Genomic DNA, 24,276 nt, shown 5'->3' on the forward strand with positions numbered 1-24,276 from the left:
TTTCTTCTTTCAGCGCCCGCCCGGCTTGGCCGGCTTCCAGGGCTCCGAACGGAACTGCTCGATGAGGTGATCGACCAGCAGGCGCACGCGGCGCGGCGTCTTCGGCCGCCACGGCGCGACCCAGTGGATGTCGGCGTCGGGCATGCCGTACTGCGGCAGCACGCGCACCAGCTCGCCGCTTGCGAGCTGCGGTGCGATGTCCCAGAGGCTGCGCAGCATGACACCGTGGCCCGCGAGGCACCAGTCGCGCACCATCTCACCTGAATTGCTCGTGAGCGGACCTTGCACCCGCACGCGCGCCGTGCTGCCGTCGCGCGCGTGGCGCAGCGTCCAGAGCGCGAACTGGCGCGATTGGGCGGCGTCGCCGTTCTCGCGCGCGATCAGGCAGTCGTGCGTGGCCAGCGCTTCCACCGCGGCCGGCGTGCCGCGGCGCGCCAGGTAGTCGGGCGAGGCGGCCAGCACGCGCTGGTTGCGCGCGATGCGGCGCGTGGTCCAGTCGGCGGCGCGGTGCTGCTGCACCGCCCACAGCCAGACCGCACCGTCGTAGCTTTCGGCGCCGAGGTCGGGCAGTTGCTCGGTCAGCAGCAGCTCGACCTGCAGGCCGGGGTGCTGCGCCTGGAAGTCCGCGAGTGCCGGGCCGAGCCAGTGCCGGCCAAAGCCGAAGGTGGCCGCGAGGCGGACCGTGCCGATCAGCGCGTTCTGCCGCTCGCCGAGTTCGCTTTCGAGCGCCGCGAAGCCTTCGAGCAGCGTGCGCGCATGCAGGCACACGGCCTCGCCTTCGGCCGTGACGCTGAGCCGCCGCGTCGTGCGGTCGAACAGCCGCTGCCCGAGCCGGGCCTCCAGCGCGCCGAGCCGCTTGGTGATGACCGAGGGCACCACGTCGAGCGTGGCGGCCGCGCCGGCCAGGCTGCCCTGGTCGCGGATGGCCAGCACCAGTTCGAGATCGCCGCGTTCCATCGCGTGGGGATTCATGCCAAAGTGGAAAGTATGAATTGGCTGATTGTTGCTTGATGGCCGCCGGGGTGCAACGCACAATCGCGGCGTGACGGCTTCCTTCCTCGACTTTCCCCGCTTCGACATCGCCCGCGATGGCGTGCGCATCCACGGTCGCATCGGCGGGCAGGGCGCCCCCTTGCTGCTGTTGCACGGCCATCCGCAGACACATGCGATCTGGCACCGCGTGGCCCCCGCGCTGGCCGAGCGCTTCACGGTGATCGCCGTGGACCTGCGCGGCTACGGTGACTCGGGCCGCCCGGCGGCCGATGCCGAACACGCGGTCTACAGCAAGCGGGAGATGGCGCTCGACGCGCTGGCCGCCATGCATCACCATGGCTTCGAACGCTTCGCCGTGCTCGCGCACGATCGCGGCGCGCGTGTGGCGCACCGGCTCGCAGCCGACCATCCCGACGCAGTCGAGCGCATGCTGCTGCTCGACATCGCGCCGACGCTGGCCATGTACGAACACACCTCCGAAGCGTTTGCCAAGGCTTATTGGCACTGGTTCTTCCTGATCCAGCCGCCGCCGCTGCCCGAGGCGCTGATTGCCTCCGACCCGGTGCGCTACGTGCGCAGCGTGATGGGCGGGCGGCATGCGGGGCTCGCGCCGTTCGCGCCCGAGGTGCTGGCCGAGTACGAACGCTGCATCGCCATCCCGGGCACGGCCGAATCCATCTGCGAGGACTACCGCGCCTCCGCCACCATCGACCTCGTGCACGACCGCGCCGACATCGCCGCCGGCCGCCGCCTCGCGCAGCCGGTGCGCGTGCTGTGGGGCGAACATGGGGCGGTGGGGCGCGCGTTCGATGTGCTTTCGCTGTGGCGCGAACGGGCCGACGACGTGTCGGGCCGCGCCTTGCCCTGCGGCCACTACATCCCCGAAGAAGCCCCCGATGCCTTGCTGGCCGAGGCGCTGAATTTTTTCGTTTCCCCCGAACACCCAGGAGCCACTTCATGAGCATCCACAGAATCGCAGTCATCGCCGGCGACGGCATCGGCAAGGAAGTCATGCCCGAGGGGCTGCGCGTGCTCGATGCGGCGGCGCGCAAATTCGGCATCGACCTGAAGTTCGACCACTTCGACTTCTCGAGCTGGGACTATTACGAGAAGCACGGCCAGATGCTGCCCGACAACTGGAAGGACCAGATCGGCGGCCACGACGCCATCTTCTTCGGTGCGGTCGGCTGGCCCGAGAAGATTCCCGACCACGTGTCGCTGTGGGGTTCGCTGCTCATGTTCCGCCGCGAGTTCGACCAGTACATCAACCTGCGTCCCGCGCGCCTGATGCCCGGCATCGTCGCGCCCGTGGTGCGCCGCGACGGCACGCCGCGCGCGCCTGGCGAGATCGACATGTACATCGTGCGCGAGAACACCGAGGGCGAATACTCGAGCATCGGCGGGCGCATGTACCAGGGCACGCCGCGCGAGATCGTGGTGCAGGAAACCGTGATGTCGCGCGTGGGCGTCGACCGCGTGCTGAAGTTCGCGTTCGAGCTCGCGCAGTCGCGGCCGAAGAAGCACCTGACGAGCGCCACCAAGTCGAACGGCATCTCGATCACCATGCCGTACTGGGACGAACGCGTGGTGGAAATGGCCAAGGGCTACCCGGGCATCACGCTGGACAAGTTCCACATCGACATCCTCACGGCGCACTTCGTGCAGCGACCCGACTTCTTCGACGTGGTGGTGGCGAGCAACCTGTTCGGCGACATCCTGTCCGACCTGGGCCCGGCCTGCACCGGCACCATCGGCATCGCGCCCAGCGCCAACCTCAACCCCGAGCGCACCACGCCCTCGCTGTTCGAGCCGGTGCACGGCTCGGCGCCGGACATCGCCGGGCAGGGCATCGCCAACCCGATCGGGCAGATCTGGTGCGGCGCGATGATGCTGGAGTTTCTCGGCCACAAGGACGCGCACGACGCGATCCTGGCGACCATCGAGAAGGTGCTCGCGCCCCAAAGCGGCGCACCGCGCACGCCGGACATCGGCGGCCGGGCGGGCACCGCCGACCTCGGAAAGGCAATTGCCGAGGCCCTTTGAAAAGTACGTCGCGAAACGCCCCTAAAATCGCGCGCTCCGCTGGGCTGCAGTGCGTTGTGTCTTATTGACACCCCGCAGACCAGTGGTTGTAATCCTCGCTGGCAGTGCGCTGCCGAGGCGTCAGGCCTGCCATGTTCTTGAGTCGCTCCCGTCGCGGCCAGGTCGCAGCTGACGAAAGCCGACCAACTTTTTTTCGACAAGGGGCCCTTGTGAACAAGACCGAACTGATTGAGCACATCGCAAAGAACGCCGATATTTCCAAAGCCGCAGCGACCCGTGCGCTCGAATCCACCATTGGCGCCATTCGTACCACGCTCAAGAAGGGCGGTTCCGTGTCGCTCGTCGGTTTCGGCACTTTCGCAGTCGGCAAACGCGCAGCCCGCACCGGCCGGAATCCCCGCACCGGCGACGCGATTAAAATCAAGGCAGCCAAGATCCCGAAGTTCCGTCCCGGCAAGGCGCTCAAAGACGCGCTGAACTGAGGCTGTAGACTCGGAGAGTATTCCAGGTGGGGTGCTTAGCTCAGTTGGTAGAGCGGCGCCCTTACAAGGCGTAGGTCGGGGGTTCGAGCCCCTCAGCACCCACCACCACCCGATGCAAAGGCGAACACCGGTTCGCCTTTTTTATTGCCGTCCGGCGCCCGTCGAAAAAGAGTGTTCAAGCATGTTTGATACCTTCCGCAAGTACAACAAAGTCGTGATGATTTTCTTGTTCTTGCTGATCATTCCCTCGTTCGTCTTCTTTGGTGTCGAGCGCTACCAGGGCATGGGCGGCGACGAGAAGGTGGCCCGCATCCAGGGCCATGACATCACCAAGCCCGAGTGGGACCAGCAGCACCGCGTCGAGACCGACCGCATCCGCCAGCAGTCGCCCAACGTCGATCCGACGCTGCTCGACTCCGACGCGCTGCGCTACGCCACGCTGGAACGCATGGTGCGCGATCGCGTGCTGGCGGCTGCGGCGGTCAAGACCAACATGTCGGTGTCCGAAGACCGCCTTACGCGCATGTTCGCGCAGGACGCCGGCCTGGCTGCGTTCCGCACGGCCGACGGCAAGTTCGACCGCGAAGCCTTCCTGCGCGCCACCGGCCGCACGCCCGAGCAGTACGAAGCGTCGGTGCGCGCCGACATGGCCTCGCAGCAGGTGCTGCTGGGCGTGACGGGCACGAGCTTCGCACCGGCGGCACTGACCGCGGCCACGGTGAATGCCTTCTACGACCGCCGTGAAATCCAGGTCGCGCGCTTCGCGCCCGAGAGCTTCGCCTCGAAGGTCACGGTCAGCGATGCCGACATCGAGACCTACTACAAGGACCACACGTCGCAGTTCCAGGCGCCGGAGCAGGCCAGCATCGAGTACCTCGTGCTCGACCTCGAAGCCGCGAAGAAGAACATCGTCGCGAACGAAGCCGACCTCAAGACCTACTACGAGCAGAACACCGCGCGCTTCGGCACCAAGGAAGAACGCCGTGCGAGCCACATCCTGATCACGGCGCCGGCCAGCATGTCCAGCGGCGACCGCGCAAAGGCGAAGGCCAAGGCCGAGCAGCTGCTGGCCGACGTGAAGAAGGCGCCGAACACCTTCGCCGACGTGGCACGCAAGAACTCGCAGGACCCCGGCTCGGCCGAGAAGGGCGGCGACCTTGACTTCGTCACGCGCGGCGCGATGGTCAAGCCTTTCGAAGATGCGATGTTCGCGCTCAAGAAGGGCGACATCAGCGACCTCGTCGAGACCGAGTTCGGCTATCACATCATCCAGCTGACCGACATCAAGCCGGCCGTGGTGCCGCCTTTCGAGAAGGTGCGCGCGACCATCGAGAACGACGTGCGCGCCCAACAGGCCACACAGGAATTCGCGAAGGCTGCGGAAATTTTCACGGACACCGTCTATCAGCAACCCGAAAGCCTCAAGCCGGCCGCCGAGAAGCTCAAGCTCACGATCCAGACCGCCACCAACGTGCCGCGCACACCCGCACCGGGCGCCACCACCGGCCCGCTCGCTAGCCGCAACTTCCTGCAGGCGCTGTATGCCTCCGACTCGCTGGACCGCAAGCAGAACACCGAAGCCATCGAAGTCGGTCCGAACCAGCTCGCATCGGGCCGCGTGACGCAGTACACGGCCGCGCATCCGATTCCGCTGGCCGAGGTGAAGGACAAGATCCGCGCACAGCTCATCACTGAGCGCGCAGCAGCACTGGCCAAGGCCGAGGGCGAAGCCAAGCTCGCCGCCTGGAAGGTGAAGGCCGACGGCGCCACCTTCGGCGCGCCGGTCACGGTGTCGCGCATCGACGCGCAGTCGCAGCCCGCACCGGTGATTGACGCCGCACTGCGTGCCGACGGCGCCAAGCTGCCCGCGCTGCTTGGCGTGGACCTTGGCACGCAAGGCTACGCCGTGGTTCGCGTGACCAAGGTCGTGCCGCGCACGCCGCCGACGGCCGAACAGGCGCAGCAGGAAAGCATGCAGATCGCCCAGTCGGTGACTGCCGCCGAAGCCGCTGCCTACTACGAGCTGCTGAAGCAACGCTTCAAGGTGGAGATCCTCGTGCCGAAGCCGGCCGACACGCTGCCGACCGCTGCGGCGGCTCGCTGACATAGACGAGCAGCTGCTGCTCGCACCAGGCCCGGGTCCGACGACCCGGGCTTTTTTTTGGTCGCACGAGGGACAAGCGCGTGTCGCGCTTCTTGCCAGAATCCGGCGCATGGGAACCCTTTACCTCGTGCGCCACGGGCAGGCCAGCTTCGGTGCTGCCGACTATGACAACCTGAGCGAGCTCGGACACCGGCAGTCCGTGCGCTTGGGCGAATACTGGCGCGAGCGCGGCATGCGTTTCGATGCCGTCATCACCGGTACGCTGAAGCGCCACAAGCAGACCTGGGAGGGCATCGCGCAGGGGCTCGGGCTGTCGCGCGACGACGTGCTGCCCTGGCCGGGGCTCAACGAATACGACAGCGAGGCCGTCATTGCCACGGTGCACCAGGGCAAGCTCGAGAAGCCCGATTCACCCGAGATGTACCGCCATCATTTCCGTCTGCTGCGCGATGGGCTCGGCGCGTGGATGCAGGGGCGCACGGCGCCGGTCGGCATGCCGAGCTACGTCGACTTCCTGGCCGGCGTGACCACGGCGCTCGACCATGTGCGCGAGCGGCACCACGGCGCGAAGGTGCTGGTGGTGTCGAGTGGCGGGCCGATCAGCACCGCGGTCGGCCACGTGCTGGGCACGAGCGCCGAGACGACCATCGAACTCAACCTGCGCATCCGCAACAGCTCGGTGACCGAGTTCGCCTTCACGCCGAAGCGGCACATGCTCGTGACCTACAACACCTTGCCGCACCTCGACGGCCCGGCGTATGCGGACTGGGTCACCTACTCCTGAACCGCGTCAGGCCTGCCAGACGCCGTAACCGGCGCGGCGCAGGGCGATGCCCAGGTCGACCTCCATCAGCCGCGCATCGTCATACGGCATCGGGTTGTAGCGTTCGTAGAGCGCGGGCAGCAGTCGCAGGCCGAACTCCTGCACGAAGCGGTTGGCCTGGATGCCGGCCTTGTGCTTGTCGAAACGGATGTCGGGGTCCAGGCCGGTCATGCCGACATAGACGAAGGGCTTGCCGAGCTGGTAGTCGGGGTTGGCGCGCCGGAAGCGGCCGTTGTTCCAGACGCGGTCGTCGAGTTCGACCACATAGACGTGGTGACGGGCGCGTGGTTTGCGGGGCATCGAGGGGAAGGCCTCGCGAGGCTGGCTGAAGAAGTGTGGGGCCCAGGCAGCCGGAAGAACCGCCGGCCGCGTTGCGCGGCACGGCGTCAGGGGCATCAGCTCTTGCGCTTGATGAGGCCGTAGAGAATCAGCAGCACGATCGCGCCCAGCACGGAGGCGATGAAGCCAGCGCCCTGGCCGGCGGTGTACCAGCCCATCGCCTGGCCGAGGTAGGTCACGCCCAGCGAACCTGCAATGCCGATCAGCGTGGTCACGATGAAGCCGGCGGAATCGTTGCCCGGCTTGACGGCCCGCGCCACGAGACCCACGACGAACCCGATCAGGATAGTCCAGACGATGCTCATGAAGAAGTTCCTTTGATGAAGTGAAGTGGCGAAAGCCGGGCCCGGTCGGGCCGCTCGCATTCATGATAGCGGAGCCATTCGCGGCTCAGCGTCGGCCAGGCACATCGAATGGGCGACTGCGAAGTTATGCCCATGGGGCAGGGCGCATGTGTGGCGGCAGGCCATCGCGGACGGCCTCTGAAGGCGCTGGGCTGCATGTCGATGTGGCATTTCAGCGTCTTTGGTGATCGCGGAAGCGAAAGCCGCGATTTTTAACGCTACAATCAGAGGCTCTACGGTGGCTGTAGCTCAGTTGGTAGAGTCCCAGATTGTGATTCTGGTCGTCGTGGGTTCGAGTCCCATCAGCCACCCCAAAAAATTCAGTCCCAGCGCTATTTCTCAATAGCACCCAAGGGATTCCAACGCCGGGCTTGCCCGGCGTTGTCATTTCTGGCTTCGCCGTCGCTTCAAGCGCTTGGTTGCACGCCGCATTCTTTCCCCGCTACCCTCGATTTTGAAAGTACCCAAAATGGTGCGCATGTGTTGCGGGTTGTTGCATTCCGCCAATGCGCCTGCATTTTTCTGCTGAAAAGGCGCTTGTGGCAAAAGTGGTTTGAATTAGAATTCAGCCGTTTTCAATTCACAACAGGAGTCCAACAATGGCTTCGTCACTCGCCGATATCAATTCCCAGATCCAGAAGCACGACGAGCAGATTGCGCAATTGCGCAAGCAGGCCGAAGACCTGCGCAACCAGGAACGGGCCGGCGTGATCGAAGAAGTGCGCAGGAAGATTGCGGAATACGGTTTGACCGCTTCCGATCTGAAGCTGGGTGGCGGCCGTGCCGCCGCAACCAAGCGCAGCGCAGGTCCTGCAGCCGCCAAGGCCGCGGCCAAATACCGCGGCCCGACGGGCGAAACCTGGTCCGGTGGCCGTGGCCGCAAGCCGCGCTGGGTCACGGAAGCCCTGGCAGCCGGCAAGTCGCTCTCCGATTACGAGATCAAGTGATTGCCTGCAGAATCAGTTGGACATTCGCCCAATAAAAAAGCCCGCTTCGGCGGGCTTTTTTATTGGATGGCGCGCACGGCGATGCGCGCGCGTTCGATCAGTTGACCATCACCAGTTTTCCCTTGACGCCGCGCGATCCCATGTGCGCATAGGCGGCCTTCAATTCGGCCATCGGCATCGTGCTGTCGATCACCGGCTTGATTTTTCCCTGGCCGTACCACTGGGCCAATTCGGCCATCATCTGCGCATTGGCCTTGGGTTCGCGCTTGGCGAAATCGCCCCAGAACACGCCTACCAGCGACGCGCCTTTGAGCAGCGTCAGATTCAATGGCAGCGACGGGATCGGGCCCGATGCAAAACCGACCACCAAATAGCGACCGCGCCAGCCAATCGAGCGGAATGCCGGTTCTGCGAAATCGCCGCCCACGGGGTCGTAAATCACATCCGGGCCTTTGCCGTCGGTCGCGGCTTTGATGGCGTCGCGGAAACCATTGGGCAGTGCATGCGTCGTGTAATTGATCGTCGCGTCGGCGCCGATCGAGCGGCACAGTTCGCACTTTTCGTCGGTCGATGCCGCGGCGATCACCTTGGCGCCCGCCGCCTTGGCGATCTGGATGGCCGCGGTGCCCACGCCGCCGGCCGCGCCGAGCACCAGCACGGTTTCGCCGGCCTTGAGCTGCGCGCGGTCCATCAGTGCGTGCCACGAGGTGGCGTAGATCATGATGAAAGCGGCTGCGTCGACATGGCCGAAACCTTCGGGCAGCGGCATGCACAGCGCGGCGGGCGCCAGCGTGTGGGTGCCGAAGCCGCCCGTGCCCGACAGGCACGCCACGTTCTGCCCGACCTTGAGGTGCGTCACGCCTTCGCCCACCGCCTGGATCACGCCCGCATATTCCGATCCGGGAACGAAGGGCAGCGGCGGCTTCATCTGGTACTTGTTCTGCACGATCAGCAGGTCGGGGAAATTCAGGCTGGCCGCCTTGATCTCGATCAGCACCTGGCCCGGGCCCGGCGTGGGGGTGGGCAGTTCTTTCCAGGTCAGCGCGTCGACGCCGGTGGGGTTTTCGCAAAGCCATGCGTGCATGCTCGGGGTCTCCTTCGAATGAGTCGTGTGGGCAATGAATTCGGGGCAATGATAGGCGGCGCTGTGGTGCGGCGTTGTCCCTGCTGCGACGCACCCCGCACCTACAATCCGCTGCACCCAGAAGCACCATGAAGATACTTATTTCCAATGACGATGGCTTTCAGGCGCCGGGCATCGTCGCGTTGCACGACGCACTCAAGGACATCGCCGACGTCGAGGTGGTGGCACCCGAGCACAACAACAGCGCCAAGTCGAATGCACTCACGCTGGCCGCGCCGCTGTACGTGCACAAGGCGCACAACGGTTTCCGCTACGTGACGGGCACGCCGGCCGATTGCGTGCACATCGCGCTCAAGGGCCTGCTCGACTACCGCCCCGACCTGGTGGTCTCGGGCATCAACAACGGCGCCAACATGGGCGACGACACCATCTATTCAGGCACCGTGGGCGCGGCGATGGAGGCCTACCTGTTCGGCATCCCGGCCATCGCCTTCTCGCAGATTGAAAAAGGCTGGGCACACGTGGATGCGGCGGCCCAGGTGGCGCGACGGCTGGTGCAGCAGATCGAGCGCGAGAAGATGCTCGGCGGCCCCGCCTTCCTGCTCAACGTGAACGTGCCGAACCGCCCGTTCGACGAGCTGAAGCCGGTCAAGGTCTGCCGCCTTGGCCGTCGCCACGCCGCCGAAAAGGTGATTACGCAGGACAGCCCGCGCGGTGAAACCATGTACTGGATCGCCGGTGCAGGCAGCGCCAAGGACAGCGGGGAGGGCACCGACTTCCATGCGACCGCGGCCGGCCACATCGCGCTGACGCCCTTGCAGATCGACCTGACCGACCACGCCAACCTGGGCCAATGGCGCGAGACGGTTGCCCGTCTCGGCAATTGACGACATGGCGACCCCTCCGCGGCCCAGTTTTCCGGTTCGACTGACCCCCACCGCCTCGGCCGCCACGCGCGGGCGCATGCCCGCCGTGCCGGTCAAGCCGATGGTCCCGTCCACGCCCTCGATGGCGTCCGACGCCGTGCGGGCGCGCATGGTGCAAAAGCTCGCGGCGCAGGGCATCTCCGATGCGCGCGTGCTGCGCGCCATGGGCACTGTCGAGCGGCATCGCTTCGTCGACAGCGCGCTGGTCAACCAGGCCTATGAAGACACCAGCCTGCCGATCGGGCTGGGGCAGACCATTTCCAAGCCCAATGTGGTGGCCCGCATGATCGAGCTGCTGCTGGGCGCGCCGGCGCTGGTCGGCAAGCCGCAGGAGCGGCTGGGCCGCGTGCTCGAGATCGGCACCGGCTGCGGCTACCAGGCCGCGGTGCTGAACGAAGTGGCGACCGAGGTCTACAGCATCGAACGCCTGCGCGGACTGCACGAGCGCGCGCGCACCAATCTGCGGCACTTCCGCCTGGCCACCGTCCACCTGATGTTGGGCGACGGCATGATCGGCTACGCGAAGGGCGCGCCGTACGCGGGCATCATCGCCGCGGCAGGCGGCGAGGCCGTGCCCGAGGCCTGGATCGCGCAGCTCGCGGTGGGCGGGCGCATCGTCGCGCCGACCCATTCCGCCACGGGTGGACAGGCCCTCGTCGTGATCGACAAGACCCCCCGTGGGCTCGAGCGGCGCATTCTTGAGGCGGTTCACTTTGTCCCCCTAAAATCGGGCATCGCTTGAAGGAATAACAAATGCAGGGTTTTGGCAATCGGAGTTTGTTCGCAGGCATCACGTTGGCTGTTGTGCTCGTGATCGCGGGCTGCTCCGCACCGCGCGGTCCCGCACCGGTCGAAGACCGGGGCACCATGACGCGCGCACCCGGGGCAACGACGCCCGGCGGTCCTCCCATCACGACCGACGCGTCCGGCAAACCGCTCCCCGGTATCGAGAACTACGGCAAGCCCGGCTACTACGCCGTGCGCCCCGGTGACTCCATCCGCCGCATCGGCAGCGAAACGGGCCAGCGCTGGCAGGACATCGTGCGCTGGAACAACCTCGACAACCCCGACCTGATCGAAGTCGGCCAGGTGTTGCGCGTGATTCCGCCGACCGGCGGGAGCACGGCGGTTGCCACGGCACCGTCCACCTCGGCGCCTGCTGCGCCCACCGAGGCGACCACCAAGCCGGTGACCCCGCAGGCGTCCGTCACGCCGGCCGTGCCGGCCAGCGGCGCGAGCGGCACCACCAAGCCGCCCGTCACGGCTTCGCCTTCGGGCCCGAGCAGCTCGGGTGACGACGACCTGGGCTGGATCTGGCCTGCGAGCGGTTCGCTGATCGCCGGTTTCGACGAAGCCAAGAACAAGGGCTACGACATCAGCGGCAAGGCCGGCGACCCCGTGCTGGCCGCGGCCGATGGCCGTGTGGTCTACGCCGGTGCCGGCCTGCGCGGCTACGGCAACCTGATCATCCTGAAGCACAACAACACCTACCTCACGGCGTATGCGCACAACCAGACGCTGCTCGTGAAGGAAGACCAGTCGGTTCAGAAGGGCCAGAAGATCGCCGAGATGGGCAACAGCGACGCCGATCGCGTGAAGCTGCATTTCGAGATCCGCCGCCAGGGCAAGCCCGTCGACCCGTCGCGCTACCTGCCCAACCGGTGATGCCATGGCTGCCTCCCGCCCTCTCCGCACACTGCCCGTGCGTGGGCTGGCGGGGCAGGGCAGCCCTTCACCTCGAAGTAACGGTGGCCGCAATGGTCATCAGGACAGCGGCGACGAGCCGCTGAGCACGGACTCTCTTCCCGACGACCCCGTAGCGGATCCGTCGATTCCCTCAGCAGCATCGGCCCCGCCCCACGGCACCGCCGCCGAGGTCATGGGCGGCGAGGGCGCCGATGCGCTGACCATCTACCTGCGCCAGGTCCGGCGTACCGGACTCTTCACTCCCGCCGAGGAATACACCACCGCCTGCGCCGCGCGCGCCGGCGACTTCGCGGCGCGGCAATCGATGATCGAGCACAACCTGCGGCTCGTGGTCAACATCGCCAAGAACTACCTGGGGCGCGGCATGCCGCTGTCCGACCTCATCGAGGAAGGCAACCTCGGGCTGATGCATGCCATCACCAAGTTCGAGCCCGAGCGGGGGTTTCGCTTCTCTACTTATGCGACCTGGTGGATCCGCCAGTCGGTCGAGCGCGCCGTCATCACGCAGTCACGGGCGATCCGCCTGCCGGTGCATGTCGTGCGCGAACTGCAGCAGGTTCTGAGGGCGCGCCGCACGCTCGAGGGCGACGCAGAGTTCCTCGCGAGCCGGCCGGACGGCGTGCGCGTCGAGGACGTGGCCGCGCTGCTCGGCCGCGAGGTGCAGGCGGTGGCCGACCTGCTGGCGCTGGCCGAGGCGCCGCGTTCGCTCGATGCGGGCGACGCGCGCGGCGAAGAAGGCTTCACGCTGGCCGACACCGTGGCCTCTGACGACGAGCAGGGCAACCCCGCCGGCGTGACACACACGCACGAGGTGGAGCGCCTGCTCGACCAGTGGGTGCAGGCCCTCAACGCGCGGGAGCGCGAGGTGCTCGAAGGCCGCTACGGCCTGCACGACCGGGAGCCCGAGACGCTCGAGGTGCTGAGCGTGCGGCTAGGCCTGACACGCGAGCGCGTGCGGCAGATCCAGAACGAGGCCCTGGCCAAGATGCGCAAGCAGCTGGCGCGCTCCGGCGTCGGCCGCGACGCGCTGTTCTAGCGGTGTGAAGAAAAGAAGGTAACCCGTCGCGCCGGGACCACCCCGGCCACGCTGAGACAATCGGGGGATGACGGAATCCATCGAAGAAAAGAAAGTCCCCGCGAACCCCGCCGATGAATGGCTCCAGGTCGAGTCGCTCGACCTGGACGCGCAAGGCGTCTCCCACAAGTCCGACGGCATGGTCGTGTTCATCGAAGGTGCATTGCCCTTCGAGGAAGTGCAGTTCAACGTCCACCGCCGCAAGAACAACTGGGAGCAGGGCACGGTCACGCAGATCCGCCGCGAGTCCTCGCAGCGCGTGCGCCCCGGCTGCCCGCACTTCGGCCTGCACACGGGCGCGTGCGGCGGCTGCAAGATGCAGCACCTGGACGCCGCCGCCCAGGTGGCGGTGAAGCAGCGTGCGCTGGAAGACAACCTCTGGCACCTGGGCAAGGTCAAGCCCGAGAACGTGCTGCGCCCGCTCGAAGGCCCGGCCTGGCACTACCGCTACCGCGCGCGCCTGTCGGTGCGCCATGTGGTCAAGAAGGGCACGGTGCTGATCGGCTTCCACGAGCGCAAGAGCCGCTACCTGGCCGACATGCAGGTCTGCCCCGTGCTGCCCAAGCAGGTCAGCGCCATGCTGATGCCGCTGCGCGCGCTGATCGGTTCCATGGACGCGCGTGACACCTGCCCGCAGATCGAGCTGGCCTGCGGCGACGCGCCGGATTCGACCGCGCTGGGCACCATCGCCCTGGTGCTGCGGCACCTGGAGCCGCTGTCGGGCGCCGACATCGGGCGGCTCAAGGCGTTCGCCGCCGAGAACGAAGGCGTTCAATGGTGGCTGCAGGCCAAGGGCCCGGACACCGTGAAGCTGCTGGAAGAGGGCGGCACGCCACTGGCCTACCGCCTGCCCGCGTTCGGCGTGACGATGCCGTTCAAGCCCACCGATTTCACCCAGGTCAACCCGCACATCAACCGTGCGCTGGTCGGCAAGGCGCTGCGCCTGCTCGACGTGCAGCCCGAGGAGCGCGTGATCGACTGGTTCTGCGGCCTGGGCAACTTCACGCTGCCGCTGGCGAGCCAGGCGCGCGAGGTGCTCGGCATCGAGGGCAGCGACACGCTGGTGGCACGCGCCACCGACAACTTCCAGAGAAACCAGCCTGCAACGCCCGAGCGGCGTGCGCTGTCGGCCACCCGGTTCGTGGCGCGCAACCTGTTCGACATGACGCCCGAGATGCTGGTGGCCGACGGCAGCGCCGACAAGTGGCTGGTCGACCCGCCGCGCGAAGGCGCTTTCGCGCTGGCCAAGGCGATGGCCGACTTGCACCAGCAGCCTGAACTGCGCACCGGTGGCTGGACGCCGCCCAAGCGCATCGTGTACGTGAGCTGCAACCCGTCGACGCTGGCGCGCGACGCCGGCCTGCTGGTGCACCAGGCGGGCTACCGCTGCACCTTCGCGGGGGTGGTGAACATGTTCCCGCACACGGCGCACGTCGAGTCGATCGCGGTCTTCGAGCTGGAATGAAAAAAGGCCCCGCGGGGCCTTTTTTCTTGGGTTCGGTGCGCCGCTCAGTCGCGCTCGCCGCCGAAGATGCCCAGCAGGGCCAGCAGGCTCTGGAACACGTTGAACATGTCCAGGTACAGGGCTAGCGTGGCGCTGATGTAGTTGGTTTCGCCGCCGTCCATGATCTGCTTCAGGTCATAGAGCATGTAGGCCGAGAAGATGCCGATGGCCGCCACCGAGATCACCAGCATGCCGGTGCTCGAGCCCACGAAGACGTTGATGACGGCGCCGAGCATCAGCACCAGGGCGCCGACGAACAGAAACTTGCCCATGCCCGACAGGTCGCGCTTGATGACCGTGGCCAGCGAAGCCATCACGAAGAACACGCCGGCGGTGCCGCCGAAGGCCGTCATGATCAGCTCGGGGCCGTTCTTGAAGCCCAGCACCATCGCGAGCAGGCGCGACAGCATCAGGCCCATGAAGAAGGTGAAGCCCAGCAGCACCGGCACGCCGGCGGCCGAGTTCTTGGTCTTCTCGATCGCGAACATGAAGCCGAAGGCGCCGCCGAGGAAGACGATCAGGCCGAGTCCGCCGGTGAGCGAGCGGGTAATGCCGGTGCTCACGCCGATCCAGGCGCCCAGCACGGTTGGCAGCAGGCTCAGCGCCAGCAGCCAGTAGGTATTGCGCAGCACGCGCTGGCGTTCGGCCTGCGGCAGTGTCTGGCCGTAGCCGGTGGAAGTGTCGAGGGTGGTCACACGGTCGTTCATGGCCGAAGCTCCTGAGGTTGCTGCATGCAATGGCACGCAGTTGGGCGCATTCTAGGGGGCTGCAAGAGGGGGCCTTGCAAAGACCGTATGCCCGTTGTTCTTAAGCCCCCGCGGGACGCTGCGGCGTCCCGCCGTTATGCTGTCAGGTTTCGACGCAACCTGAGCTTATCCATGAAGACCAAATCATTCCTCGAACTCGCCGACGTCAAGGCCATCGCCGCCGCAGCGGAAGCCGAGGCCCTGAAGAACAACTGGGCCGTGACCATCGCCATCTCCGACGACGCCGGCAACCTGCTCTGGCTGCAGCGCCTGGACGGTGCCGCCGCGCTGTCCTCGCACATCGCTCCCGCCAAGGCGCACACCGCCGCCATGGGCCGTCGCGAGAGCAAGGTCTATGAAGACATCATCAACGGCGGCCGCACCGCATTCCTGACGGCGCCCCTGGTGGAAGGCCTGCTCGAAGGCGGCGTGCCGATCGTGAAGGACGGCCACGTCATCGGCGCTGTGGGCGTGAGCGGCGTGAAGTCGAACGAAGATGCGCAGATCGCCAAGGCCGGCATCGCCGCGCTCGGCCTGTAAGCCGTTTCATTCGCCCAAAGCAAAACGCCGACCTGATGGTCGGCGTTTTCTTTTTTCGGGGCTTCAGCGTGAAAAAAAGCTTGGCTAGTCGGCGAACCGTTGGCTAGCAAAAAACGACCCTTCGGAGATGAATCTCCTCGAGTCGCCCCACGATGAAACTTGCGCGAGGGGCGGACTGAACGACCTACTTGGTCAGGATCAGCTTGCCGAGTTTGGTGGCCTGAAGCCGGTAGAGCGAGCCGTTGTGCATGATGCCCACGGTCTTGCTTCCTTTCAGAAGCTCCGTGCTTTCGACCATCGGCGCCGGACGCGCTGCCTGGATCGATGCATGACCGCCACCCGATTGGTCGAGCGAAGGGTGGTTCAGGACAGAAAAGGCATTCGGGGTGGCTGGCATCTGGAGTTCCCTTTATGGAAGCGATGAGTGAATGATATTGATTCTCAATATAAAGTCAATCGTCGCGATCAACTTTTTTTCGATCCGTCATTCACCCGTTCAGATCACTTCGTGTCGGGTTCGGTGATGAAGCCGATCTTGCGCACGCCGGCTTCGCGCGCCTCGGCCATGGCCTTGGCCACGCGCTCGTAACGCACGGCCTTGTCGCCGCGGATGTGCAGCTCGGGCTGCGGTTCCTTGGCGGCTTCGGCGGCCAGGCGGTTCGGAAGCTCGCTGTCGTCGATCTTCTGTTCGTTCCAGTAGTAGGCGCCGTCGGCCGTGACGCTGAACAGGATGTTCTGCGGCTTGGGCTGCTCGGGTTCGCTGCTGGCGCGGGGCAGGTCGATGTTGACCGCGTGCTTCATGACCGGCACGGTGATGATGAAGATGATCAGGAGCACCAGCATGACGTCGACCAGCGGCGTCATGTTGATCTCGTTCATCACCTCATCGGGTTCGTCTTGCGTTCCGAAAGCCATGATGCTGCTCAGCCCTTCTTGAGCGGAACCACGACGGCTTCGCCGCTGCCGCTTTGCACGCGGGCGCCGGTCACGAAGTAGGCGTGCAGGTCGTGGGCGAAGCTGTTGAGCTTGGTCAGCACGAACTTGTTGCCGCGCACCAGGGCGTTGTAGCCCAGCACGGCGGGGATGGCGACCGCCAGGCCCAGGGCCGTCATGATCAGTGCTTCGCCGATCGGGCCGGCCACCTTGTCGATGGTCGCCTGGCCGGCCGAGCCGATGCTCATCAGCGCGTGGTAGATGCCCCAGACGGTGCCGAACAGGCCGATGAACGGCGCCGTCGAACCCACCGAAGCGAGGATGGCGAGGCCGGTCTGCAGGCGCGCCGTGAAGGCGTCGATGCCGTTGCGCAGGGCGCGCGTGATCCAGTCGCTCACGTCGAGCGCGTCATGCAGGTGCGCCTTGGTGTTGCGGTGGTGGGCGGCGGCTTCGCGGCCTTCGAGCGCCAAGGCGCGGAACGGGTTGCTGTCGTCGGTGCCCAGCTTGTTCAGGGCGGTGGCGAAGTCTTCGCTGTGCCAGAAGTCCTGCGAGTGCTTGGCCAGGCGCTTGTATTTGATGACGTCGAGCGCCTTCACGATGATCACGATCCACGATGCGAGGGACATGCCGATCAACAGAACCGCGACAGCCTTGGTGACGAAGTCGCCCTGATTCCAGACGTTCATCAAGCCAAATTGGGAATCCATACGAAGTTGCTCCAGAGAAAAATTAGTTCAGGACGTAGTTGACGGGGGCGTCGTAAGACATGGCCTGCACCACGCCGTTGACCTTGCCGGGCACGAACCGGCATTTCATGATGTATTCGACGGCGGCTTCGTCGAGGCGGTCGAAGCCGCTGGATTTCTTGACCTCGGCGCTCTTGGGCAGGCCGTCGGCGCCCACGAGCACGCGCACGATCACCTTGCCCTGCTCGCCGAGCCGCTTGCTCATGGCGGGGTAGACCGCCTTCGGGTTCTGCAGGTAGTCGGCATTGCTCGACGGCAGCTGCACGGCGGGCGGCGCTGGAGGAGCCGGCGGCGGTGCGGGAGGGGCCGGCGGCGCGGGCGGTGCCGGTGGAGCAGGCGGGGGCGGCGGCTCGGTGGTGCCCGAGGTCGCGTTCGGCGCGGGCGTCGGCTTGGGTTCGCGGATGGCCTGCGGGCGTGGCGGCGGCGGCGCCTTGCTCACCTTGGGTTGCGGCGGCGGAGGCGGTGGGGGCGGCGGATCGGCCTTGGGTTTCGGCGGTTCGACGAACTGGCTCAGGATCTCGACGGGAATCACCACTTCGGCGGCCCGACGCAGCAGGCCGCTTTGCAGCGCCCACAGCGCGGCGCCGTGAAACAGGATCACGCCGCCGGCAATGACGACAGTGCGCGACAGGCCAAGAAAGGAGGGAGGGGGGGCAAAGCGGTCAGACACGATCAACCATTCGAATGCGGGCACTACAAATCGTGCCCCGATTGCAGCAAAACCGCTACAGAGACGCTACTTGCGAAAAATCCACCAGACAGAGCCGGCGACGAGGATCAGGCTGCCGCCGAGAGCCGAGACGAGTTCCATGCTTTGCTTTCCTTGATGGAGTTGGCAAGCTGGATCGCTCTCGGCGCCGATTCGCAGTTCAGGGCGGCGACCGGGTGAGAGACACTGCACTGCGCCACGATGTCGCGGGCACAACCTTCACACTGGCCACACTGGGTGGCCACGCCGAGTTCGAACTGGACTTCGTCGAAAGTCATGCCCGCGCGCACGTGACGTGCGATTTCACGGTCAGAGACTCGGCGGCAGACGCAAACGATCATGGCGGTGAAAGCGGCAGTTGGCTGGCTGTTGGATGTGAGTCATTATAAATAAGAATCCATCGCATTTGCAATCACTATGACTGACATGCCACCGGAGTTTGCAAGCCGGTGTTACACCTCGGCCCAGAGGCGCAGCAGATTGTGATAGTGGCCGGTGAGCGCCACGGTTTCCTCGCATTCGCCCAGGCGGGCGCGCAGTTTCTGGATGGTCTGGTCGAGTTCGAACAGCATCCCGCGCTGCGTGTCGCTGCGCACCATGCTCTGTAGCCAGAAGAACGAGCACACCCGCGCCCCGCGCGTGACCGGGTGTACGCGGTGCAGGCTGCTTGCCGGGTAAAGGATCAGGTCGCCGGCCGGCAGCTTCACTTCGTGCGAGCCGTAGGTGTCGATCACTTCCAGCTCGCCGCCTTCGTAATTCTCCGGATCGCTCAGGAAGAGGGTGCACGACAGGTCGGTGCGCAGCTGCTGGCTGCTGCCCGGCACCGCACGCACCGAGCCGTCGACATGCACGCCGTAGTGCTCGCCGCCCTCGTAGCGGTTGAACAGCGGCGGCACGAAACGCGCGGGCAGCGCCGCCGAGAAGAACAGCGCGTGGCGCGAGAGCGCTGCCAGGATGGTCGCGCCGAGCTCGCGCGAGACGGGCGAAGACTCCGGCAACTGGCGGTTGCGCTTCACCTGTGCGCCTTGGTCTCCTACGGTTTCGCGGCCGTCGACCCATTGGGTGGCGTCGAGCGCGGCGCGCATCTCGCGCACCTGGTCCGGGCTCAGCACGTCGGGCACATGCAGCATCATTTCGGTGAACTCCACAAGAAAAAAGCCCCGGCGCAGGCCGGGGCTCGAGTGTCGCACCGCGCCTGCCGCAGGGGCCGGCACGGAGGCGACGCGGTCGTCGGGATCAGAACGCGAAGTTCGCGGTGATCTTGGCCGAGCGAGGGATGCCCGGCGTGTAGCGGTAGCCGCTCTTGTTGATGGCGGCCGCGTACTGCTTGTCGAACACATTGGCGATGTTCAGCTGGATGTCGACGTTCTTGTTGATGCGGTACGACGCCATGGCATCGAACACCCAGTAGGAGTCGATGTAGGCCGGCGTGCCCACGGCGCCGTCGGTGCCGCGGTGCAGCTTGCCGTTGTAGCGCGCGCCGCCGCCGACCGTCAGGCCGAACGGGAACTGGTAGGTGGTCCAGGCCGTGAAGGAGTTCTTCGGCGTGTAGGTCAGCACGTTGGTGCCGTCGGCCGTGACGTTGGGGCCGCTTTGCACCTTGGTGTCCATCGTCGTGAAACCGGCGCTCATGCCCCAGCGTTCGGTGATGGTGCCCGCCACGCCCAGCTCGATGCCCTGCACGCGCTTCTTGCCGCTCTGGTAGTACAGCGCGGTGTTGGTCGGGTCCTGCACCACTTCATTGGTCACGTCGGTGCGGTAGACCGCGCCGGTCAGCGACAGCTTGTCGTCCAGCACGTCCCACTTCGTGCCCACTTCGAAGGTCTTGGCCTTTTGCGGCAGGAAGTCGGTGCGCGCCGCGCTGTTGCCCGTGCCGGCGGCCGACAGCGAGAAGTTCGCGCCGCCCGGGGGCTGGGCCGAGGTGCCGTAGGCCGCGTAGATGCTGCCGTTCTTCGCGGGCTTGTAGACCACGCCGATCTTGCCGGTGAACAGGTTGTCGGAGAGCTTGAGCGACGAGGGCACCAGCGTGCCGACCGGCAGGCCGGGGTTGGTCGTTGCGGTCGACAGCGTCGCGCTCTGGAACGAGGTGCTGTAGTGGTCGAAGCGCAGGCCGCCGGTGATCTGCCATTGCTCGTTGAGCTTGACGGTGTCGAAGGCGTACAGGCCGACCGTGTTGGTCACGCCCTTGCTGTCGGCGCCGCTGAGCATGCGGTTGTAGCCGTTCACGTAGGGGTTCGGCGCGTACAGGTTGGCCACGGGCCAGGCGCCGTTCTGCACGACCTTGCCGTTGAACGTGGCGCCGGGGCTGAAGTAGCCCAGGCTCGACTGCTCTTCACGGATCAGCTCGACGCCCGCGCTGAGCGAGTGGCTCAGGCTGCCGGTGTTGAACTTGGCGGTCACGTTCGTCTGGTTGACGAAGATCGTGTTTTCCTGGTTCTTGTTGGTCGGCAGGTTGCGCGTGGTCGTCCAGGTCGACGGCAGGCCCGGGATCGGCGTACTGAGGAACGCGGTGTTGCCCGAGGGCGGCGGGTTGCCGTTGGTGCCCAGGCCGCCGAGCATGAACGCCGTCAGCATGTAGTCCTGCTTCGTCTTGCCGTAGCGGGTCGTGTTGCGCAGCGTGATGTCGGGCGTGAAGTCGTGCTCCACGCGCGCGGTGAACATGTCGGCCGTCACCTTGTTGAAGTCGTAGGCGGTGCCGTAGAAGTTCTTCGGATCGACCGGTGCCGCGTAGTTCAGGAAGCTGCGGCGACGTGCACCGAGGGCGACCGGATCGGGGTTCGAGTAGCTGGGCAGGCCGATGGTCGGCACGCCGCCATCGGGCACGTTGTCCTGGTCGACGTGCAGGTAGTCGAAGTAAAAGCGCGTGGGCGAATTCAGGCCGAGTGCGATCGACGGTGCAATGGCCGTGCGCTTGTTCTTGACGAAGTCGCGGCCGGGCACGCCCGAGTCTTCCATCGCTGCATTCAGGCGGAAGGCGGCGCCGATGCCGTTGGCGCTGCTGAGCGACTTGTTCCAGTCGATGCTGCCGCGCTTGTAGTCGGCGCTGCCGAAACCGAGCGAGCCCAGGAAGCTGTCTTCGAGCTTCGGCTTCTTGGTGACGAGGTTGATGTAGCCGGTGGGCGAGGTGCGGCCCACGTCGGTGCCCGACGGGCCCTTCACGACTTCGACCTGCTCGATGTTGAACATGTCGCGCGAGACCGAGCCCAGGTCGCGGATGCCGTCCACGAAGATGCTGCTGGAGCTGTCGAAGCCGCGCATGAACACGGCGTCGCCGGTGTTCGTGTTGCCGTTCTCGCCCAGGAAGAAGGTGCCGACGCCGGCGGTATTGCGCAGCGCTTCGGTGAGCGTGGTCGCGCCCTGCTCGCGAATGATCTGTTCCTTGATCACCTGGATGGTCTGCGGCGTGTTCACCAGCGGGGCCGTGAACTTCGGGTTGGCCGAGGTGTCGGTCTTGTAGTCGGCGGCGCTCGAATCCTGCACGCGGACTTCAGGCAGTGCCCGCCCGGTCTGGGCAAAGGCGGCGGGGGCTGCGATGGCCAGCAGCGTGGCTGCGGCGGCACCCGAAAGGTGAGGAACGGCGCGTGCGACGGCGTGTTTGCGGCTCTTGATATAGGCCATGTTGTTTTCTCCAGAAAGGGCGGGCGGGCAGAGCTCGACTGGCTGGGTCCGGGCGGCGCACTCTCGGGGAGAAAAAGGGCGGCAAGACTGGCTGGGTGAGCTGATCTGCGAAGGGTTTTTGCAAATCGATGCAAATGATATTGCTTCTCAATACCAAGGTGCTCAACTGGCCGCTTTTAACCAGAAAGTTTCGCTCGCTCCGTTGCCGGCGCGCAACTGACGAGGCCGCGCGGGCCGTTCAATAGACGTCGCGGCGGTAGCGTCCGCTGGCCGACAGCTCGGCCCAGAGGTCGTCGCCGGCGATCTGCCGCAGCGCCGCGTCCACGCCCGATGCCATGCCCTGCAGGCTGCCGCAGACATAAACGGCGGCGCCGTCGCGCAGCCAGGCCTGCAGCGTGTCGGCCACCTGCAGCAGGCGGTGCTGCACGTAGAAGCGCTCGGTTTGGTCGCGCGAGAACACCATGTCGAGCCGGGCGAGCGTGCCGTCGGCCTGCCAGGCCTCGATTTCCTGGCGGCAGAGGAAGTCGTGGGCGGACTGGCGCTCGCCGAACACCAGCCAGTTGTCTTTTCGGCCAGCGGTGGCGCGTGCGCGCAGGTGGGCGCGCAGGCCGGCCAGTCCGGTGCCGTTGCCGATCAGGATCAGCGGACGGTTCTCGTTGCCCTCCAGCCGGAAGCCGCGGTGCGGCCGCAGGCGCAGCGCCACGGAGTCGCCGACCGAGAGCGTCGAGGTGAGCAGGCCCGACGCGGCGCCCATCGAGCCGTCGGGATGCTGCTCCTGCCGCACGAGCAGTTGCAGCTCGCCGTCGGCGGGCAGGGAGGCGATCGAGTAGTCGCGCGGCCGCGCCGGATCGCTCGCGACGGCGACCTGCACCAGGTCGCCCGACGCCCAGTGCGGCAGGGCGCCGGCTTGCGGCGTGAGGCCGAGATGGAAGACCGGGCCGCCCGTGCTGCCGGCGTTGAGCAGTTCGCGCCGCGTGAGCTTCCAGGGCGCAAAGCTCGCCGGGGCGTCGTCGCCGCCCTCCGGCGCATCGCCCCAGCGGGCGTGCCAATCGGCGAGCGCGGCGGGGTCGCTGTTGTCGACCTCGATGGGGGCGAAGTCGCGCACGGCGCCGGCCGTGTGGAGCCACGCATCGAGCGCGCGGCCGAAGCCGCAGAAGTGGGTGTACTGGCGGTCTCCCAGCGCCAGCACGGCGTAGCGCAGCGATGGCAGCGCCAGCGGCGCGCCCATCACGCGCTCGGCGAACACGCTGGCGCCGTCGGGCGCATCGCCTTCGCCGTAGGTGCTGGCCACGAAGAGGGCGCGGCGGGCCGAGGCCAGCGTGGCGCTGTCGAGGGCGTTGAGGGCCATTACGCGCACGGCGGTGCCCGCCGCGCGCAGCCGCCGCGCGGTCTGCCACGCGATGGTTTCCGCCTGGCCGGTCTGGCTGGCGAACAGCACGAGGGTGGGCGACGTTTGCTCGCCGTCACCGGCTGACAGTGCCGCGGCTTCGCGTGCGGCCGTGGCCTGCAGCCGTCGCTGGCGTGCGTAGATGCCCAGGCACAGCGCGGCATAGGCCGTGACCGTCGCGCTGGCGCCCAGCGCACGCCACAGGGTCTCGGTCATGCGCCCGCCTGCGCCTGCCACGCGGGCGTGGCGCGCTCGGAGAGCGACCCGTCGTCGGCGCGGGAGATGAACAGGGCCGCGATGTCGCGCTGCTGTGCGAAGGCCAGGCCCTCGTCGGGGCCGAGCACGGTCAGCACGGTGGCGAGCGCGTCCGCCTGCATGCACTGCGGGTGCAGCACGGTGACGCTGGCCAGCGCATGCGCCACCGGCTCGCCGTCACGCGGATCGATGGTGTGCGACCAGCTGCGGCCTTCGACCGCGCGCCGATGCCAGCGGTCGCCCGAGGTGGCCACGGCCATGTCGGCCAGGGCGATGCGTTGCGGGGGCGGCAGCTCGGTGTCGACCTGCACCTGCCACGGCGCGCCGCCGGGCCGCCGGCCAATGCCGCGCAACTCGCCGCCGATCTCGAACAGCAGGTCGGTGAGGCCGAGCGCGCGCAGCGCGTCGACGCCGTGGTCCACCGCGAAGCCCTTGGCGATGCCCGACAGGTCGAGCTGCACGCCGCCGGGTTGCAGCAGCGTGCGGTCGGTCGCATCGAAGGTCAGCCGTTGCCAGCCGACGTTCGAATGGAGTGCGGCCAGCGCGTCGGGCGAGGGCAGGGAGTTGTCCTGCGACGCTGCGGGGCCGAAGCCCCAGCGTGCCACCAGCGCACCGACCGTCGGATCGATCGCGCCGCCGCTGGCCTGCGCCCACGCGAGGGCGCACTGCATCACCTGTGCGAATTCGGCCGGCAGCGCATGGCGCGAGCCCGCGGGCGCGGCATTGAAGCGGCTGATGAGGGAGTCCGGCTCCCAGTGGCTCATTTGCGCGATCACACGCGCGAGTGCAGCCTCGACCGCCTCGCGCACTTGCGCGAGCGGCAGCATCCGCGGGTTGTCGAAGCGCAGCGACCAGGTCGTGCCCATCGTCTGCCCGCCGAGCTGCTGGAGGCTGGCGGGATCGGCGGGACGGGGAACGGCCGCGTTGGCGTAGCCGCCCGCGCGCCAGGTGCTGAAGGAAAGGCCCAAGGA

27 protein-coding genes and 2 tRNA genes are annotated in these 24,276 nt (G+C 66.7%); 15 read left to right on the forward strand and 14 right to left on the reverse strand.

What is annotated here, in order from left to right; all coding sequences use genetic code 11:
• Positions 1 to 9 precede the first annotated feature (9 nt).
• On the reverse strand, positions 10 to 972 hold the full coding sequence (locus ACAM42_RS12265) for a LysR family transcriptional regulator (protein ID WP_369632172.1): 963 nt from the start codon (positions 970 to 972) through the stop codon (positions 10 to 12).
• Between the two features lie 70 nt (positions 973 to 1,042).
• On the opposite strand from ACAM42_RS12265, the gene ACAM42_RS12270 reads away from it, so the two are divergent.
• The 6 genes from ACAM42_RS12270 (at position 1,043) to ACAM42_RS12295 (ending at position 6,406) form a co-directional block, all read left to right on the forward strand.
• Positions 1,043 to 1,954, forward strand: coding sequence for an alpha/beta fold hydrolase (locus ACAM42_RS12270; RefSeq protein ID WP_369632173.1), 912 nt, complete (start codon positions 1,043 to 1,045; stop codon positions 1,952 to 1,954).
• On the forward strand, positions 1,951 to 3,036 hold the full coding sequence (locus tag ACAM42_RS12275; protein WP_369632174.1) for a tartrate dehydrogenase: 1,086 nt from the start codon (positions 1,951 to 1,953) through the stop codon (positions 3,034 to 3,036). The genes ACAM42_RS12270 and ACAM42_RS12275 overlap by 4 nt, the downstream gene beginning before the upstream one ends.
• A gap of 209 nt (positions 3,037 to 3,245) precedes the next feature.
• Positions 3,246 to 3,518 carry an HU family DNA-binding protein gene (locus ACAM42_RS12280; protein ID WP_007830705.1) on the forward strand — a complete coding sequence of 91 codons (273 nt, stop codon included), beginning with the start codon at positions 3,246 to 3,248 and terminating at the stop codon, positions 3,516 to 3,518.
• A gap of 29 nt (positions 3,519 to 3,547) precedes the next feature.
• Positions 3,548 to 3,623, forward strand: a tRNA-Val gene (locus ACAM42_RS12285).
• Between the two features lie 76 nt (positions 3,624 to 3,699).
• Positions 3,700 to 5,622, forward strand: coding sequence for a SurA N-terminal domain-containing protein (locus ACAM42_RS12290; protein ID WP_369632175.1), 1,923 nt, complete (start codon positions 3,700 to 3,702; stop codon positions 5,620 to 5,622).
• Positions 5,623 to 5,731: 109 nt separating this feature from the next.
• On the forward strand, positions 5,732 to 6,406 hold the full coding sequence (locus tag ACAM42_RS12295) for a histidine phosphatase family protein (protein ID WP_139706101.1): 675 nt from the start codon (positions 5,732 to 5,734) through the stop codon (positions 6,404 to 6,406).
• 6 nt (positions 6,407 to 6,412) lie between these two features.
• Here the strand turns inward: ACAM42_RS12295 and ACAM42_RS12300 are convergent, their stop codons facing one another.
• The gene (locus ACAM42_RS12300; RefSeq protein ID WP_095744681.1) at positions 6,413 to 6,745 is read right to left on the reverse strand and encodes a hypothetical protein; all 333 of its coding nucleotides are present in this window, start codon (positions 6,743 to 6,745) and stop codon (positions 6,413 to 6,415) included.
• A 95-nt stretch (positions 6,746 to 6,840) separates the two neighbouring features.
• On the reverse strand, positions 6,841 to 7,089 hold the full coding sequence (locus tag ACAM42_RS12305) for a GlsB/YeaQ/YmgE family stress response membrane protein (RefSeq protein WP_062479046.1): 249 nt from the start codon (positions 7,087 to 7,089) through the stop codon (positions 6,841 to 6,843).
• A 277-nt stretch (positions 7,090 to 7,366) separates the two neighbouring features.
• Between ACAM42_RS12305 and ACAM42_RS12310 the strand changes: the two genes are divergently transcribed.
• A tRNA-His gene (locus ACAM42_RS12310) sits at positions 7,367 to 7,442 on the forward strand.
• Between the two features lie 285 nt (positions 7,443 to 7,727).
• The gene (locus ACAM42_RS12315) at positions 7,728 to 8,075 is read left to right on the forward strand and encodes an H-NS family nucleoid-associated regulatory protein (protein ID WP_056583066.1); all 348 of its coding nucleotides are present in this window, start codon (positions 7,728 to 7,730) and stop codon (positions 8,073 to 8,075) included.
• Between the two features lie 97 nt (positions 8,076 to 8,172).
• Here the strand turns inward: ACAM42_RS12315 and ACAM42_RS12320 are convergent, their stop codons facing one another.
• The gene (locus tag ACAM42_RS12320) at positions 8,173 to 9,159 is read right to left on the reverse strand and encodes an NADPH:quinone oxidoreductase family protein (RefSeq protein WP_095744683.1); all 987 of its coding nucleotides are present in this window, start codon (positions 9,157 to 9,159) and stop codon (positions 8,173 to 8,175) included.
• 128 nt (positions 9,160 to 9,287) lie between these two features.
• Here ACAM42_RS12320 and surE point away from each other — a divergent pair, with 128 nt between their 5' ends.
• The 5 genes from surE (at position 9,288) to rlmD (ending at position 14,332) form a co-directional block, all read left to right on the forward strand.
• The gene (surE, locus tag ACAM42_RS12325) at positions 9,288 to 10,046 is read left to right on the forward strand and encodes a 5'/3'-nucleotidase SurE (protein ID WP_062479041.1); all 759 of its coding nucleotides are present in this window, start codon (positions 9,288 to 9,290) and stop codon (positions 10,044 to 10,046) included.
• Positions 10,047 to 10,050: 4 nt separating this feature from the next.
• Positions 10,051 to 10,827 (forward strand): protein-L-isoaspartate(D-aspartate) O-methyltransferase, encoded by a 777-nt coding sequence (locus ACAM42_RS12330; protein WP_369632176.1) that lies wholly within the window; start codon positions 10,051 to 10,053, stop codon positions 10,825 to 10,827.
• An 11-nt stretch (positions 10,828 to 10,838) separates the two neighbouring features.
• Positions 10,839 to 11,750 (forward strand): peptidoglycan DD-metalloendopeptidase family protein, encoded by a 912-nt coding sequence (locus tag ACAM42_RS12335; protein WP_095950963.1) that lies wholly within the window; start codon positions 10,839 to 10,841, stop codon positions 11,748 to 11,750.
• Between the two features lie 4 nt (positions 11,751 to 11,754).
• Positions 11,755 to 12,828: a sigma-70 family RNA polymerase sigma factor gene (locus ACAM42_RS12340; protein WP_369632177.1), complete on the forward strand. Its 1,074-nt coding sequence runs from the start codon at positions 11,755 to 11,757 to the stop codon at positions 12,826 to 12,828.
• 67 nt (positions 12,829 to 12,895) lie between these two features.
• A complete protein-coding gene (rlmD, locus tag ACAM42_RS12345) occupies positions 12,896 to 14,332 on the forward strand; it encodes a 23S rRNA (uracil(1939)-C(5))-methyltransferase RlmD (protein ID WP_354347189.1) in 1,437 nt (478 codons plus the stop codon).
• 44 nt (positions 14,333 to 14,376) lie between these two features.
• Here the strand turns inward: rlmD and ACAM42_RS12350 are convergent, their stop codons facing one another.
• Entirely contained in the window at positions 14,377 to 15,078 is a 702-nt protein-coding gene (locus tag ACAM42_RS12350; protein ID WP_062479032.1) for a Bax inhibitor-1/YccA family protein, read from the reverse strand.
• A 171-nt stretch (positions 15,079 to 15,249) separates the two neighbouring features.
• On the opposite strand from ACAM42_RS12350, the gene ACAM42_RS12355 reads away from it, so the two are divergent.
• Positions 15,250 to 15,657, forward strand: a complete 408-nt coding sequence (locus ACAM42_RS12355; RefSeq protein ID WP_056583078.1) for a heme-binding protein — start codon at positions 15,250 to 15,252, stop codon at positions 15,655 to 15,657.
• A 184-nt stretch (positions 15,658 to 15,841) separates the two neighbouring features.
• Here ACAM42_RS12355 and hemP read toward each other — a convergent pair whose 3' ends face one another.
• The 7 genes from hemP to ACAM42_RS12390 form a co-directional block, all read right to left on the reverse strand.
• On the reverse strand, positions 15,842 to 16,054 hold the full coding sequence (hemP, locus tag ACAM42_RS12360) for a hemin uptake protein HemP (protein ID WP_062479029.1): 213 nt from the start codon (positions 16,052 to 16,054) through the stop codon (positions 15,842 to 15,844).
• 104 nt (positions 16,055 to 16,158) lie between these two features.
• Positions 16,159 to 16,572, reverse strand: a complete 414-nt coding sequence (locus ACAM42_RS12365) for a biopolymer transporter ExbD (protein WP_062479026.1) — start codon at positions 16,570 to 16,572, stop codon at positions 16,159 to 16,161.
• Between the two features lie 8 nt (positions 16,573 to 16,580).
• Positions 16,581 to 17,297: a MotA/TolQ/ExbB proton channel family protein gene (locus tag ACAM42_RS12370; RefSeq protein ID WP_062479023.1), complete on the reverse strand. Its 717-nt coding sequence runs from the start codon at positions 17,295 to 17,297 to the stop codon at positions 16,581 to 16,583.
• A gap of 22 nt (positions 17,298 to 17,319) precedes the next feature.
• Positions 17,320 to 18,012: an energy transducer TonB gene (locus ACAM42_RS12375; RefSeq protein WP_307586160.1), complete on the reverse strand. Its 693-nt coding sequence runs from the start codon at positions 18,010 to 18,012 to the stop codon at positions 17,320 to 17,322.
• Positions 18,013 to 18,113: 101 nt separating this feature from the next.
• Positions 18,114 to 18,386: a bacterioferritin-associated ferredoxin gene (locus tag ACAM42_RS12380; protein ID WP_062473051.1), complete on the reverse strand. Its 273-nt coding sequence runs from the start codon at positions 18,384 to 18,386 to the stop codon at positions 18,114 to 18,116.
• Between the two features lie 111 nt (positions 18,387 to 18,497).
• Positions 18,498 to 19,178, reverse strand: a complete 681-nt coding sequence (locus ACAM42_RS12385) for a Fe2+-dependent dioxygenase (RefSeq protein ID WP_369632761.1) — start codon at positions 19,176 to 19,178, stop codon at positions 18,498 to 18,500.
• 103 nt (positions 19,179 to 19,281) lie between these two features.
• Entirely contained in the window at positions 19,282 to 21,663 is a 2,382-nt protein-coding gene (locus ACAM42_RS12390; protein ID WP_307586075.1) for a catecholate siderophore receptor Fiu, read from the reverse strand.
• Between ACAM42_RS12390 and ACAM42_RS12395 the strand changes: the two genes are divergently transcribed.
• Complete coding sequence (locus tag ACAM42_RS12395) at positions 21,662 to 21,883, forward strand: hypothetical protein (protein ID WP_159272569.1); 222 nt, start codon at positions 21,662 to 21,664, stop codon at positions 21,881 to 21,883. The two genes, ACAM42_RS12390 and ACAM42_RS12395, sit on opposite strands and share 2 nt — an antisense overlap.
• Positions 21,884 to 21,901: 18 nt before the next feature.
• On the opposite strand, the gene ACAM42_RS12400 is transcribed toward ACAM42_RS12395, so the two are convergent.
• Positions 21,902 to 23,266 carry a sulfite reductase subunit alpha gene (locus ACAM42_RS12400; protein ID WP_369632178.1) on the reverse strand — a complete coding sequence of 455 codons (1,365 nt, stop codon included), beginning with the start codon at positions 23,264 to 23,266 and terminating at the stop codon, positions 21,902 to 21,904.
• Positions 23,263 to 24,273: an FAD:protein FMN transferase gene (locus tag ACAM42_RS12405; RefSeq protein WP_369632179.1), complete on the reverse strand. Its 1,011-nt coding sequence runs from the start codon at positions 24,271 to 24,273 to the stop codon at positions 23,263 to 23,265. The genes ACAM42_RS12400 and ACAM42_RS12405 overlap by 4 nt, the downstream gene beginning before the upstream one ends.
• Positions 24,274 to 24,276: the final 3 nt, after the last annotated feature.

The organism is Variovorax sp. V35, assembly GCF_041154465.1.
GTDB classification, from domain to species: Bacteria; Pseudomonadota; Gammaproteobacteria; order Burkholderiales; family Burkholderiaceae_C; genus Variovorax; species Variovorax boronicumulans.